Origin of the sequence: Corynebacterium silvaticum (assembly GCF_004382825.2) — a bacterium.
In the GTDB taxonomy this organism is placed as follows: Bacteria; Actinomycetota; Actinomycetes; order Mycobacteriales; family Mycobacteriaceae; genus Corynebacterium; species Corynebacterium silvaticum.
Window position 1 is genome coordinate 80,243 of sequence record NZ_SDQO02000001.1, and the last position, 13,511, is coordinate 93,753.

The 13,511-nt window shown below is 55.1% G+C and carries 14 protein-coding genes, 1 tRNA gene and 1 pseudogene; 9 read left to right on the top strand and 7 right to left on the bottom strand.

All coding sequences use genetic code 11. From position 1 onward, the window contains the following. Positions 1 to 7: 7 nt before the first annotated feature. Both ET810_RS00450 and ET810_RS00455 read right to left on the bottom strand, forming a co-directional pair. Positions 8 to 1,973, bottom strand: a pseudogene (locus ET810_RS00450) (ATP-dependent DNA helicase). A 66-nt stretch (positions 1,974 to 2,039) separates the two neighbouring features. Beyond that, positions 2,040 to 3,395, bottom strand: coding sequence for a nicotinate phosphoribosyltransferase (locus tag ET810_RS00455; protein ID WP_087454928.1), 1,356 nt, complete (start codon positions 3,393 to 3,395; stop codon positions 2,040 to 2,042). A 124-nt stretch (positions 3,396 to 3,519) separates the two neighbouring features. On the opposite strand from ET810_RS00455, the gene clpS reads away from it, so the two are divergent. The 7 genes from clpS (at position 3,520) to rdgB (ending at position 8,625) form a co-directional block, all read left to right on the top strand. Further along, a complete protein-coding gene (gene clpS, locus ET810_RS00460) occupies positions 3,520 to 3,900 on the top strand; it encodes an ATP-dependent Clp protease adapter ClpS (RefSeq protein ID WP_087454445.1) in 381 nt (126 codons plus the stop codon). Between the two features lie 93 nt (positions 3,901 to 3,993). Then, positions 3,994 to 4,530, top strand: a complete 537-nt coding sequence (locus ET810_RS00465) for a DUF2017 domain-containing protein (RefSeq protein WP_087454444.1) — start codon at positions 3,994 to 3,996, stop codon at positions 4,528 to 4,530. A gap of 85 nt (positions 4,531 to 4,615) precedes the next feature. Further along, positions 4,616 to 5,434: a rhomboid family intramembrane serine protease gene (locus ET810_RS00470; RefSeq protein ID WP_134316391.1), complete on the top strand. Its 819-nt coding sequence runs from the start codon at positions 4,616 to 4,618 to the stop codon at positions 5,432 to 5,434. 65 nt (positions 5,435 to 5,499) lie between these two features. After that, the gene (gene murI, locus ET810_RS00475) at positions 5,500 to 6,393 is read left to right on the top strand and encodes a glutamate racemase (protein WP_134316390.1); all 894 of its coding nucleotides are present in this window, start codon (positions 5,500 to 5,502) and stop codon (positions 6,391 to 6,393) included. Between the two features lie 72 nt (positions 6,394 to 6,465). Further along, positions 6,466 to 7,233 carry an MBL fold metallo-hydrolase gene (locus ET810_RS00480; RefSeq protein ID WP_087454441.1) on the top strand — a complete coding sequence of 256 codons (768 nt, stop codon included), beginning with the start codon at positions 6,466 to 6,468 and terminating at the stop codon, positions 7,231 to 7,233. A gap of 37 nt (positions 7,234 to 7,270) precedes the next feature. Continuing rightward, positions 7,271 to 8,005: a ribonuclease PH gene (rph, locus tag ET810_RS00485; RefSeq protein WP_087454440.1), complete on the top strand. Its 735-nt coding sequence runs from the start codon at positions 7,271 to 7,273 to the stop codon at positions 8,003 to 8,005. Further along, positions 8,002 to 8,625 (top strand): RdgB/HAM1 family non-canonical purine NTP pyrophosphatase, encoded by a 624-nt coding sequence (gene rdgB, locus ET810_RS00490; RefSeq protein ID WP_087454439.1) that lies wholly within the window; start codon positions 8,002 to 8,004, stop codon positions 8,623 to 8,625. The genes rph and rdgB overlap by 4 nt, the downstream gene beginning before the upstream one ends. 70 nt (positions 8,626 to 8,695) lie before the next feature. Here rdgB and ET810_RS00495 read toward each other — a convergent pair whose 3' ends face one another. Further along, positions 8,696 to 9,061, bottom strand: a complete 366-nt coding sequence (locus tag ET810_RS00495; protein WP_087454438.1) for a DUF3817 domain-containing protein — start codon at positions 9,059 to 9,061, stop codon at positions 8,696 to 8,698. A gap of 76 nt (positions 9,062 to 9,137) precedes the next feature. After that, positions 9,138 to 9,584 carry a hypothetical protein gene (locus tag ET810_RS00500; RefSeq protein WP_087454437.1) on the bottom strand — a complete coding sequence of 149 codons (447 nt, stop codon included), beginning with the start codon at positions 9,582 to 9,584 and terminating at the stop codon, positions 9,138 to 9,140. A gap of 125 nt (positions 9,585 to 9,709) precedes the next feature. Here ET810_RS00500 and ET810_RS00505 point away from each other — a divergent pair. Further along, positions 9,710 to 9,791 (top strand) — tRNA-Leu (locus ET810_RS00505). 279 nt (positions 9,792 to 10,070) lie between these two features. Here the strand turns inward: ET810_RS00505 and ET810_RS00510 are convergent. Genes ET810_RS00510 through ET810_RS00520 form a run of 3 tightly spaced genes read right to left on the bottom strand, consistent with a single transcriptional unit; the run spans position 10,071 to position 12,787 of the window. Further along, positions 10,071 to 11,099, bottom strand: coding sequence for a DUF418 domain-containing protein (locus tag ET810_RS00510; protein WP_087454436.1), 1,029 nt, complete (start codon positions 11,097 to 11,099; stop codon positions 10,071 to 10,073). Between the two features lie 45 nt (positions 11,100 to 11,144). Continuing rightward, positions 11,145 to 11,771, bottom strand: a complete 627-nt coding sequence (locus ET810_RS00515) for a response regulator (protein WP_087454435.1) — start codon at positions 11,769 to 11,771, stop codon at positions 11,145 to 11,147. Then, positions 11,768 to 12,787, bottom strand: a complete 1,020-nt coding sequence (locus ET810_RS00520; RefSeq protein ID WP_087454434.1) for a sensor histidine kinase — start codon at positions 12,785 to 12,787, stop codon at positions 11,768 to 11,770. The genes ET810_RS00515 and ET810_RS00520 overlap by 4 nt, the downstream gene beginning before the upstream one ends. A gap of 326 nt (positions 12,788 to 13,113) precedes the next feature. Here ET810_RS00520 and ET810_RS00525 point away from each other — a divergent pair, with 326 nt between their 5' ends. Next, positions 13,114 to 13,377: a hypothetical protein gene (locus ET810_RS00525; protein ID WP_087454433.1), complete on the top strand. Its 264-nt coding sequence runs from the start codon at positions 13,114 to 13,116 to the stop codon at positions 13,375 to 13,377. Positions 13,378 to 13,511: the final 134 nt, after the last annotated feature.

Sequence of the window (13,511 nt, forward strand, 5' to 3'; positions counted from 1 at the left end):
AGTTCAATTACCTCGCGACGAGTCGGGCGAGAGCGGCCGCGCACTACCTGCGGATCGTTGGTACGCCAGAAAGCCGGCAGCGATTTAATAAAGAACGCCCCGTAGCGCTTGGTCACGATCCTACGGTCAAGGATAGCCACGACACCGCGGTCCGTCACTGACCTGAGCAATCGGCCTGCGCCTTGAGCAATGAGCAGCGCCGCATGGGTCGCCGCGACCTCCATGAAACCATTTCTGCCTTCTGCGTCGGCTGCGTCTTTACGCGCTTGTAGCAGTGGATCGTCCGGGCGTGGGAAGGGGATTCTGTCGATGATGACCAACGAACACGCCTTACCTGGGACATCCACGCCCTGCCAAAGACTGAGCGTGCCAAAAAGACAGGTGTTTTCTTGCTTAGAAAACTTTTCGACGAGCGCGCCGGTGGTGTCGTCCCCCTGGCAGAGGACGTCGAAAGGCAGGCGGGTGCGCATGGCTTCTGTGGCTTGTTGCGCGGCGCGGCGCGACGAGAATAACCCGAGGGTACGGCCGCCGGCAGCCATGATGAGGTCATATATTTCGTCGAGGACTTCGGGGCTTAAGCCATCGCGCCCAGGGTCGGGGAGTGCGTTGGGGGTGTAGAGAATTCCAGACTTGGCTGGGTCGAAGGGGGTTCCTGCGTCAAGGCTGTCCCACGACCCCTTGGGCAGGCCCCAACTGGCGGCCATCGCGTTGAAATTGCCGCCGATATTGAGCGTGGCAGAGGCTAGCACCACTGTGTTTTCGCTAAAAAGACGGGTGTGGAGCAGCCCCGCGATGGACAAGGGGGCGACTTTGATCATGACGCCGCGGCGGTCGTCGTGAAGCACCCACACAACGTCTTCTTGGCTGGCGGCGTCCTCCTCTTCAAAGACAGAAAGGATGCGGACAACAGAATTGTGCTGGTCACCCAAATGATTTGAGAGAGACATCCGCTCGGCGTGCCGTTCTGGATCGTTTGCTGCTTCACCTTCTGGTACCCGGGATGCGTGTTCACGGAGAGACCAGATGGCATCGCGGAGAGCGATTGTTTGCTGTTTGAGGGACTCAGGAAGGGACGTGAGCCTGCCAGGCTCCACGGCGAGCATCGCGTCTTCCCATTCTTTGGAGATGTCGATGAGCTTTTGGTCTTTGTCTCCCGCACCTAGTTTCCCCGCTCGACGCGAAGACATAGTCAGCGCGGTAACACCGATTTCATTGGTGGCTACGGCTGTGATTCTGCCGTCGAGTTCATGGGCCTCGTCGACGATGACCACCTCATGCTCGGGCAACACGTTGACGTCGGATAATGCGTCGATGGCTAAGAGCGCATGGTTGGTGACGATCACGTCTACATCATGGGCTTTTTTGCGAGCTATCTCTGCAAAACAGTCTTCCCCATGCGGGCAGCGGTTGGCCCCGATGCATTCCTGCGCGCTGACGCTGACCTGCCGCCATGCCAGGTCAGGAACACCGGGGTCAAGGCTATCGCGATCGCCGACTTCGGTCTCGTTGGCCCATTCATAAATCCGTGCCACGTGTTTGCCTAGCCAGGAGAGATCTTCCTCGTCGATCAGAGCGTCTTCTGGTTCTTCGGCCGCAGCGATCTTGTTCATGCAGACGTAATTTGCGCGGCCTTTCATGATGGCAAAGGTGGGTCGTCTGCTCATGTGCGGTTCGAGGGCGTCGGCAAGCTTGGGAAGATCGCGTTCCACGAGCTGCCTTTGCAGAGCGATCGTGGCGGTAGAAACGATGATCGTGGAGTCCGTAGCTTGAGCGTGACGCAGCGCCGGCACTAGGTAAGCCAAAGACTTACCAGTGCCTGTTCCTGCTTGAACCGCAAGATGACGTTCTGATTCGAGTGCTTTGGTCACCGCGTTGGCCATGGATACTTGGCCGTTACGACGGCTGCCGCCGAGGGCAGCTACCGCCGCATTCAGTAATTCATCGGTGGACAAAGCAAGGGGCGAATCTGACATAGGACACAGTGTAGAGGCTGCATCCAACGTTGATTCCCACGGCCCCTAGACCTGCAAAAAGGCTACTTAAAAACCAATGAATCGAGTAGAAAGAACAGGCTCGTCCTTGCTTAGTGCCAGCCCTTCCCACGGTAGTGTTATGAGCTGTTCTGCCAGATAAGCACGGGATTCTTCGAGTGTGGGCAGATTATCCACAACTATTCCGTTACGCATCAAAGGAATGGTGAGCTCATAAGAATTAAGCTGTCCGATCTGAGGGGTCTCGTGTTCATAAGGGAACACGATTTCCTCGACTGCCGTTCCAGTGGCGCGGTGGGTACGGACCGCTCGTTTAGTTCCTCCCACCATGGCTTTTCCTCGGGAGCGCTTGGCCACTGGGTGCCCATCGACTTCTACAAGCTTGTAGACCATTCCAGCGGTAGGTGCCCCCGAACCCGTGACCACAGATGTTCCCACACCGAAGGCATCAACTGGGTTGCCGCGCAGGCCTGCAATAGCGTATTCGTCCAGGTCAGAGCTCACCACGATGCCGGTATTATGCGCACCTAGGGAATCAAGTTCTTGACGCACCTTGCGCGTCATCACACCGAGATCACCAGAATCGATGCGGACAGCACCTAGTTGTGGTCCCGCTACTTCGATGGCAGTTTTAACGCCTTTGGCGATGTCATAGGTATCCACCAAGAGGGTGGTTCCTACCCCGAGGACGTTGATCTGGGATTGAAAAGCTGCCGACTCGTTGGGGGTACCATCATCGTTGACGTGCAGTAATGTCCACGCGTGTGCTGCGGTGCCGGATCCCGGAATCCCATAACGGTAGACCGCCTCAAGATTGGAGGTGCCTACAAAGCCTGCGAGGTACGCGGCGCGTGCGGCTGTGACAGCTGCGTACTCATGGGTGCGGCGGGAACCCATTTCAAAAATAGGACGACCATCGGCTGCCGTGACCATGCGGGCTGCCGCTGAAGCCACCGCCGAATCTGCATTCATGATGGAAAGAATGAGTGTCTCAAGGATTACGCACTCAGCGAATGTGCCACGAATGGTGAGGATGGGGGAATTAGGGAAGTAGAGCTCACCTTCCCGGTAGCCATCGATTTGTCCTTTGAATTCGTATGAACGCAAAAAATCGATGGTGGTAGCGTCCAAGAATGTCAGACTGGCGAGTTGTTCCTCGGTGAAACGGTAATGCTTAATAGCTTCGAGCACTCGGGCCGTTCCTGCGACAACACCATAGCGGCGTTCATTGGGGAGCCGCCTGGAGAAAACCTCGAATGTACAGCTGCGGGATGCGGTGCCGTCGGCAAGCGCTGATTGCAGCATTGTTAACTCGTACATATCGGTGAGCAATGCCGTCGATTCGAATTCAGTCACGCACACAAGTTTAGCCTTGAAAACGATGAGAGCTGAAGCACAAGTCATAAAACGCTTTTGCACATACTTGTGGTGCCGCTCACCACGGACCTCTTTTTGCTCCAGTCTTATAGGACTCTGATAAGGAAAGCCCCATGCGGAACAACGAAGGAATTGGGCTAGGCTGTGTTGTATGCAAGTCAACCAAGAAGATGTGACTCATCCCCTTAACGAGCTACCTTCTGTCGTTTTAGCACCCACTATGGACGTTGTGGTGTCTTCTCCGATGGCTACCCCCGAGCTTGAAGAGGATCTATCAGTGGACGTGGCCTCCAGCGAAAACCTGCCCTGGATGTGCATCGTGTGGGATGACCCGGTCAATCTCATGAGCTACGTAACGTATGTATTCCAAACGATTCTCGGATATAGCAAGCGCCGCGCTATCGAGTTGATGATGCAGGTTCACACAGAAGGCAAAGCCGTGGTTTCCTCCGGGGAGCGCGACAAAGTTGAAGGCGATGTGAAAAAACTCCACACCGCTGGTTTGTGGGCCACGATGCAACAGGGCGGCTAGCCCCTGGGGTCTGCGCCCATGCTCCCCACGTGCGTCCCGTAGCGCTTATACGCGAAAAGCTGAGTGCTCCTTTGATCGAAAGGCATAATCACTATGCAGCCATGGAAGAAAAAGAAAGGCCTCATGCGCGGGGTCCACTTTGTGTGTGCGTTTGAACCAATGGAACGAGAGGTGCTTGGCAACCTTGCGTCCACCGTGAGCGAGGCGCTCATTCATCGTGCACAATCCGCCCCTAAAGACGAGCTGGCAGAACTCACCGGTATGCCTAGCGGACATAAAGAAGCTCCCACCGATCCCGCTCTGGCCCGGCTACTTCCGGATTTTGAAAAGGAAGGCGACGAGGAATTCGAGGGGGATAATTCTTTGCTGCGCTGCCTGCACGAGACGGACATTACGCGTGCGAAGATCGAGCACTTGCAGGTGCTCGGGCAGGCTCTTGGTCCCGACGGCGGTGTCCATGTGGATATCACGGAGCCGGAGGCTCATGCCTGGATTGCGGCACTTAACGATATCCGCCTGTATGTGGCATCTGGGGAAGTCTTTGGAGCAGAAGCCGAAGAAGACCGAGACAGTTTGGTCGAATGGTTGGCATATAACCAAGAGTCGCTACTGACGGCGATGATGGGGTAGCCAAGGCGACTGGCCTAGGAAATGGGGACACCCGATTACTGGCAGCAGGCTGGGCGTTTTCCCAGCGTTTTACTAGCCGTAGGGGATGGAGCTGCGAGATTTCTTTACTAGGCTGTGCTTCATTATGACGAACCGATTTAACCCCTACGCTCAATCAGACAGGAATACCTACGGCGGTGTATCAACTAGCGGTGGGTACCTTCTTCATGAGTATGGCGCGCAGTATCTTCCAACGCCGGATTATTCTGCGGATAGGGCGACACAGCGAGGCGTGAACACTAGTTCGTGGCGATCCATGGGGCGCAAACGTTTAGTTGACGCTACCGTACTGGCCTTGGGCTATGTGGTTATCATCTGGGCATTTCATATTGTGAACAACGTATTTTTTGGTGGCACCCTCGCTCAAGGACTTGGCGTGCACCCCCTGGATGGCGCCTCAATCTGGCACATCTTTACGTCACCGCTCGTGCACGGAAACTATATGCACATCTCAGCGAATACTCTCCCCGGGTTAGTCTTCGTGTTCCTCATCGGTCTATCTGGTCGTCGGGCATTCTGGGAAGTCACAATGATCGCTGCGGTTGTCGGCGGCATGGGCACCTGGATCTTCGGCGGGATCGGCACCACCCACATCGGCGCCTCTGGCCTAATTTACGGCTGGCTTGCGTACCTGGTGGTTCGGGGAATCTTTAACAAGAGCTTCTCCCAAGTACTGCTCGGCATGGTTTTAGCCTTTACGTACGGTGGTTTGATTTGGGGCGTTTTGCCAGGCGACGTCGGAGTCTCATGGCAAGCACACCTATTCGGAGCTATTGGTGGAATCATCGCAGGAGCGACCATCACTTCCGACGACCTAACAGCGTTGAAAGCGCGCCGGGAACAGTGGGCTCTTGAGCGCACTTAAAGCCGCTAGCCCGCAAAACGGTTGGTTGCGGTGCTTGTTATACAGTTCCCGCTGACCGGATTAGCATGGACTACGTGATACAAGACCAAATGTCGGATTCCTTAGAAGCAGAAGTGCCGGGCGTGGAGCCATCGATTGTGTACAAGGGCACGATTGATGCATCCTCGCCGATCGGCATTTTTGATTCCGGCGTGGGCGGATTGACGGTGGCCCGGGCAATTATGGAGCAGCTTCCCCAAGAGTCAGTGATATACATCGGGGATACTGCTCACAGCCCGTATGGGCCAAAACCGATCGCTCAAGTCCGGGAGCTTTCCATGCGGATCGGCGATGAGCTGGTGGCTCGCGGGTGCAAGATGATTGTGATCGCTTGTAATACGGCAACGTCAGCCGCGTTACGCGATCTGCGTGAGCGATATAGCATCCCTGTGGTCGGGGTGATTCTTCCCGCTGTACGACGTGCTGTTGCCACCACCCGCAATGGCAAAATTGGTGTGTTGGGTACCCAAGGAACAATTGCCTCGGGAGCATACCAAGAGCTATTTGCCGCTAGTCCAGGCGTGGACGTCTACGCGCAAGCTTGCCCGAGCTTTGTGAGTTTTGTGGAACGCGGCATTACATCGGGCCGACAAATCTTGGGGGTAGCCCAAGGCTATACGGAGGGGCTGCAAACCGCGGGGGTAGACACTCTGGTTCTTGGGTGTACTCATTACCCATTGCTGACAGGAGTGATTCAGCTCGCCGTGGGGGATAACGTCACCCTCATTTCTTCCTCGGAAGAATGCGTAAAAGACGTGCTCAAGACACTGAGCCGCAACGATATGCTTGCCGACGCCACCACAGATAAGCAACCTACTCGCTCTTTCGAGTCCACAGGAGACCCTGCCTTATTTGAGCAGCTCGCTATGCGTTTTCTTGGTCCACATGTGACGCACGTCGAAAAGCTATGGGAGGTGTAAAGTTCATCCACTTAGTGGATACGGCCCCTTTTTCGCTCGCTCTTGGCACGTAATCGTGGCACAGTAAAAAATATGAAGCTGACCATCCTCGGAAGTTCCGGAAGCCTGGGCGCCCCCGACAACGCTGCCTCCGGGTACCTCATTCAGGTGGATAACGCCCCCGGTATCCTCATGGACATGGGGCCAGGTGTCCTAGCGCAGCTCGAACGAGTCCAGAATCCCTCCGATGCGCATGTCGTTTTTTCGCACCTGCATGCTGACCATTGCGTCGATTTTCCTTCCCTCTTGGTGTGGCGTCGCTACCACCCGACGGCGGCAGCGAAGGGGCGTAATCTGTGCTTTGGCCCCTCAGATACCCCCATCCGAATGGGGCGTCTGAGCTCGGATTCTGTGGATAACATCGACGATATGTCGGACACCTTTGCGTTTACACCGTGGGAAAATGCACAGGAAGAGCTGGTCGGCCCTGTGTCTATCACGCCCTATTCGGTTGTGCACCCGATTGAAACATTTGCCCTGCGCGTGGAACATAAACGCTCGGGCAAAGTTGTTGCGTATTCCGGCGATAGTTCCTATACAGAGAACTTGATCGACTGCGCGCGGAACGCCGATGTATTTCTCTGTGAGGCTACGTGGGGAGAGACTAGCGAGGGCAAAGCCCCCAACATGCATATGAGTGGAGCGGAGGCCGGTCGCATCGCGCGCCTTGCCGGGGCAAAGCGGCTCGTGCTCGTACATATACCGCCATGGGGGAACGCCGAAGCAACCCTTGAAAAGGCACGATCTGAGTACGACGGCCCCATCGATATCTCCTACCAAGGCATGGAAATCAACATCTAGTCTCTTGGTCGGAGAGTAGCTGCAGTAGTGTGGTGGCATGACTAATTCGAACTTTAAGCGCGCCGATGGCCGCGCAGTTGACCAAATGCGTACCGTGAAAATCACCCGTGGTTTTACCACTAACCCTGCGGGAAGCGTCTTGGTCGAGTTCGGTAACACCCGAGTTATGTGCACCGCTTCCGCAGAAATTGGGGTACCGCGCTTTAAACGAGATTCCGGCGAAGGCTGGCTCACCGCCGAGTACGCCATGCTCCCGGCGGCAACGTTGGATCGTAACCCGCGCGAGTCGATGCGCGGAAAGGTGAAAGGACGCACCCACGAGATCTCTCGTCTGATCGGGCGTTCACTGCGCGCCGCTGTGGATCTCTCCGAGCTGGGGGAGAACACCATCAACATCGACTGCGATGTTCTGCAAGCTGATGGTGGGACTCGCACCGCATCGATCACGGGTGCGTATGTGGCGCTTGCCGACGCCATCACTCATCTGCAAAAGCAAGGCGTCGTTCCAGGCAACCCGCTGAAGGATCCCGTGGCTGCTGTCTCTGTTGGTGTTATCGACGGAACCGTGTGCCTTGACCTGCCCTATGAAGAGGACTCCCGTGCCGACGTAGACATGAACATGATCATGCAAAGCGGCCGTTTTGTGGAGATCCAAGGAACCGGCGAGCACAATACCTTTGACCGTGATGAACTCGCACGCATTCTCGACTTCGCCGAGAAAGGCTGCGCGGAGCTGGTAGAGGCGCAAAAAGCAGTCTTGGGGATTGCATGAGAATCCTCGTCGCATCTAATAACGCCAAAAAGCTCAAAGAATTAGAAGTCATTCTGGAAGCAGCTGGTATCTCGGGCGCGGAGATCGTTCCGCTCAACGCTGTGGAACCCTACGCAGAGCCTAAAGAAGACGGCCGGCATTTTGCCGACAATGCCTTGATCAAGGCACGCGCTGGGGCGAAGCACACCGGCCTTATCACCATCGCGGATGATTCCGGTCTGGCGGTGGAAGAGCTCAACGGGATGCCCGGTGTCCTTTCTGCCAGGTGGTCGGGCGGGCACAGTGACGACGCAGCCAACAACAACCTTCTCCTGAATCAGATGGGAGATGTACCGGAGGGGCGTCGACAAGCAGCATTCGTGTCCGTATGTGCTTTGGTGACCCCCGACGGGGAAGAACACGTTGTTGAGGGGCGCTGGGAAGGGCGGCTGCTGACCGCACCCCAGGGCGACAACGGCTTTGGCTACGACCCGCTGTTTGTACCGGCGGAAGAAGACGCCGCAGGCACACGCCGCAGCTCGGCTGAGCTCTCGGCGGAGGAAAAGAATGCACTTTCTCACCGCGGAAAGGCGCTCACCCAGTTGGTTCCTGTGATCGCGCGGATCATCCAGGACGCGTAGAAAACACCAAAGCTCGGCACTAGGTTTGTACGTCTAGTGCCGAGCTTTATGCGTGGGCGTTTAGCGCTGCTTAGGACTCGTTGAGCTGGAAAGTCTTCTCAACATCTTTGCGGCGCCATGCCTCGACAAAGAAGGAAAGGAAAGGCACCACGCCGCCGAGGGCCGTGATCAGCCACTTGGCCGGCTCCCAACGCGCCTTGGTTCCCAAGTTCAAGGAAGCCACCAGATACACAATGTAGAGCAAACCGTGAACCTGGGCGATGTACTTGCCCCACTCAGGGATTTCCATTCCCAGTCCGTACTGACAAATCATCCGCACGACGAGGACGAGCAGCATAACGCCGGTTGCCCACGCAGAAATAGAGAAATAACGAAGGGCCTGGCGCACACGACGCTTACGCTCCGGGTGAATCGGGGTAGAGGTAGTCGTAGTCATACTGCTTTACAATCTCCTAGTTTTGATACTCGGTTAACAAGCCTACAGACAAACATCCATGGCAGCGATCAGAGCATTAACGACGACGTTTTTGCTGGTTAAGCTGGTTGAACTCTTCTACGCTCAAGGTCTTGCGCTGGGGCAGGAACGACTCATCGATCTCAGTGGAACTCTTTTCCTCCTGGGGCACTGCAGTAAAAGGAAGCTTTTCTTGTGCGTGCTCTTCGGCTTCTGTTGCGTTGCCATACAGCTCGGCATCGCTGGCATAGCGCTGATTCTCATACTCCATGAGCTTGCGATACGCATAGATGAAGAATCCACCGAAAAATGGCCACTGCAACGCATAGCCCAAATTCTGGAATGAGCCACTTCCAGACCTGAAGCGCGTCCACTGCCACCAAGCGAGCGAGAGAGTTGCTGCGACAACAACCACGAGAAAAACAATGTGCCATAACCGGACTCGGAAACGCCGTGGCTCAGTGGCCGTGGGCAGATCTGGGGACGTCTGGTCGGAGTTATTCACAGTGTCTTAGGATACCCGCTAACGTGGGAAAACCAACTTCTTCTTAAGCACAAGAACCTGGCGTTTTTCAAAATCACCCAATGACCCGTATAATCATCACACGTTGCGCAGTGAACCTGCGCTAAGCGCCCGTGGCGGAATTGGCAGACGCGCTGGATTTAGGTTCCAGTGTCTTAGGACGTGAGAGTTCAAGTCTCTCCGGGCGCACAGTATGAAAAGACCGTCTAACTGGGTTAGGCGGTCTTTTTCTTTTACCTTGCGTAGCTTTCCGCATCCCTTTTTGCTACTTGGCCCTAACTCACATCCGAAAACATTGTTCATCGCGGTATTGATGTGAGCAGTATGGCTGCAAGCGCTCTGGAAAGCCGATCACATCGTGGTTAGGTAATCACGATAGAGCAGCATTATGGATCCCCCTCCAATAGCAGAAGTCCTGCCTGGTTTCTCCGGATAAAGAAGACCAAACAGGACTAGTGCTGTAGCACGTTAATTCTGAAGAACAGTTTGAGGTGCGTCGTGGGTGTTTTCAACCGTCACACTAGGTTCACGATTATCTGAGCGCTTGGGCGCGAAACTCCACCATGTCACCATGCGCCAGAGGCACTCTAAGGGGCCTTGCCCAAGGGTACGATCCCACACCCAGCTCAGCACCATCTGGAAGACAAGCATCCCTGCGGTAAAGAGGAATGCGATGTCCCGAGCTTTTGGAGAATCGGGCAGACTAATCACTGCGCTAGCGGCCAGCATGATGAGCGTCGCACCGATGTAGTTGGTGAGTGCGAGGCGTCCCATAGGCGCAAAAGCTGTTTGTAGGAACGATCGAGCTGGCGTGTGCATCAGAAGAATTGCCAGGCAGATCCATATGGCAGCGATAGCGAGTCCTGCGATCGCTGACTCAGTGCTAAAGCCCGCGTTGCTTTTGTTCTGCCACTGCATCCAACCCGCAACAAGAGCGAAGGGGGTGAAAATGATCAGCGCATATGCCGGGATTCGGTGGTTCTGGGCTAGTACCGCAGGAACACCAAATTGTGCGAGGCCGCTACCCAGGAGGAACAAGCCAGGAATGAGAAGTGGCCCGCCGAGAGGGGCTGCAAGAACAGTTGCTATGACACCGAATGCTAAAACCCAGGCTCGGGGCATATACGTGGAGGGGAGAAGAATGAACAGGGCGGCTGCGGCATAGAATAGGAGTGCTTCGCCGGGGTGAACAAGTTGATGGAGTCCACCCAAGGCGGCGATGAAGAGGAAGCGGCGCAACAACGGGATGCGCCCGTAGTTCTTGGACCACATCAAGCCGAATCCGATGCCGAAGAGCAAAGAAAAGATCGGAAAGAAGCGTTGTTGCACTAGTAGCTGCATAATGTTGTAGGAGAAGCTTCGAGACGCAGCAGCTTCCCATACAGTGCCAATGTTGGCGAAGGCAATTCCACACAATGCTATTCCTCGAACAACGTCGAGCCATTCAATACGATTTTTCACGCGTTCTATCTTTGCCAATAGATCGTGCGTTGTAATCGGCCTAGGAGATGAAAATCCCTGAGCGCAGGTCGGCCGAAAGTATTACGTAGACATTTCCCCGGAACGCCACAACGCTGCGGCAATCTCCACTCTGTTTCGCACGAGTAGACGGTCTTGAATTCGTGCGACGTGGGTTTTTACCGTGGAAAGCGAGATGAAGAGGTCCGTGGCGATTTCTTGATTTGTGCGTCCATGCGCAATGAGCCGTGCGACTTCAAGCTCTCGACTGGTCAGTGGGAGTTCGGAGGAAGCGTCGTTAAGCTTGGATCGGCGTGCAAGTAAGAGCGACAGCACTTCTGGGGAAATGAGGACATCGCCGCGATGCGCAGAACGAACAGCCTCTACAAGTAGTTCCGGCCCAGAGTCTTTGAGCAGATACCCGCGTGCACCATATTTCAAGGCGGTGTCCACGTAGGTGTCATCGTTAAACGTGGTGACCATCATCGTAGATACGTGAGACGCGATCTGCTTGGCGACGTCTAAGCCGTTCATCCTCGGCATACGGATATCCAACAAGGCGACATCCGGGCGCAGTCTGGTGATAGCGTCAAGCGCCTCCGCGCCGTCAGAGGCTTCGTAGAGAATCTCCATGTCGGGCTGCGACCCGAGAATCATATGAAAACCGGTGCGCACCATGGCTTGATCGTCGGCAAGCACGATACGAATCATGGGATTACTGCCTCTACTTTCCAACCAGTTCCATGCGGGCATGCATGAAAAGTTCCTCCGAGCGTACGTATGCGTTTTCCTAGGCTATACAGTCCGCTGCCGGAGCCACTGTCTAAGCCGGGGGCGGGGATGCCACCTGAATCTTCAACGACTACTTTTAGCCCTTGCGGAATGTCTTCCAACATTACCGATACCGCTGCGCCATGGGCGTGTCTGAGCACGTTGGTGAGTGATTCGGACACCACGCGTTCTGCAGTAATGAGTGCTTTGGTGATCGCCTGGGTTTGGGCGGTGAACGTAGTCTCCCCGGAGAAGTCGTCGACTAGGCGCTCGATGTCTGCGATTGTGGCGCTTACTGGTGCAGTGCGTGCTTGGGATACGGTGTCTCGGATCGCCTCCAGAGCGCGCTTTCCAGAAGACTCGATCTGTTCCAGGAGTTGGCGCGAAGCAGAATCGGCCTGTGCTCGTCCCGCCTGTGCCAGGACGACGATACCCGCGATTTCGTGAGCCACAACGTCATGGAGATCATCCGCAATATCGCTTTTTACTTGTGCTCGGATTGCGCCTTCATGCTCTTTCAAACGTGCACGTTCCGAGTGGATGATGGTGCCAATGGCAAAACTCACTATGGTTGCGATGACAACAAGCAGCCACACGATAATCATGGATACATCGGAGAACACTAGCCGAAGCGGAATGAGCATCGCAGCGATTGCAGTGATGATGGACATCCAGCGGGGAGAAGCCGGCGAGGTGTTGGCAGCCAAGACGCCTGCCAATATGACTAATGACCAGTTGGCCGCGATCGTCCAGTAGCTTCCCAACGCATAACCGACGGCGACTGCAAGGAGGTTTCCCCACAAGGCCAAGTGCCAGCGGTGGTCCTTGATGCCAAGGGTCGTGCACAACCCGGCGGCTAACGCGGGGAGTGCGAGCATAGGTCTTTCTGTCATCGCGACTTCGATGATCAGCGCCAAAGCTAGAGGGAACAGCAGCAACGCAAGTTGAAACCCCATGAGATGACGTCGGAGGAAATTCACGTGATCGATGATAACCGCATCTGTGTACTAGGCGGGGAGAAGTGTGGGCCAGCTCCAAGCACACAAGGCTTTTCTCTAGAAAAAGTTCTTAGTGTATAAGTGCAGATCAGAGATGGTGTTATGGGATTTTAACGGTCAATGTTGAATGCGCTCGTACACTAAAAGGAAAGAACGTACGGAAGCGGTGCGAGGCTCGGTGAGTGGTTCACGATGTGCGTGTGACGCTTAGCGGGTAGGAACGGCAACATTGATAAAAGAAGCTCTCGCACGTGCTTGGCATGGACTAGTAAAGGTGGTTCTCTGTGAGTATTTCGCGGAATTTTGATGAGTACCTGGCGGATCGCGGTTTGGTGCAACTGGCAGAAGTAATTCCAGAGAATGAGTGTCAGGAATTTTGCCCGGCGGATTCTTGGTATGAGGGGCAGCGGGAAGAGCAGCAGTTGGAAGAACAGGGGGCGGCGCAAAACGCCGACAATGACACGTCCGGAGAAAATTTTCCTGGCCAAAGTGTCGGTGGGGAGTTGGCTCAAGCGCAAAAGCTGGTTGAGGATCTTTTGCTCAGCTAGATAGCTGTTTTTGTGGTGGGAAACATGTGTCTAACATCGAGTCGTTTATGTGTTGTAAAGCACTTTTGTGGTGTGAAAAGACACAAAAGGTGACAGTTTCCTCATATTTTGTGGCATATTAGTCAGGCAAAAGT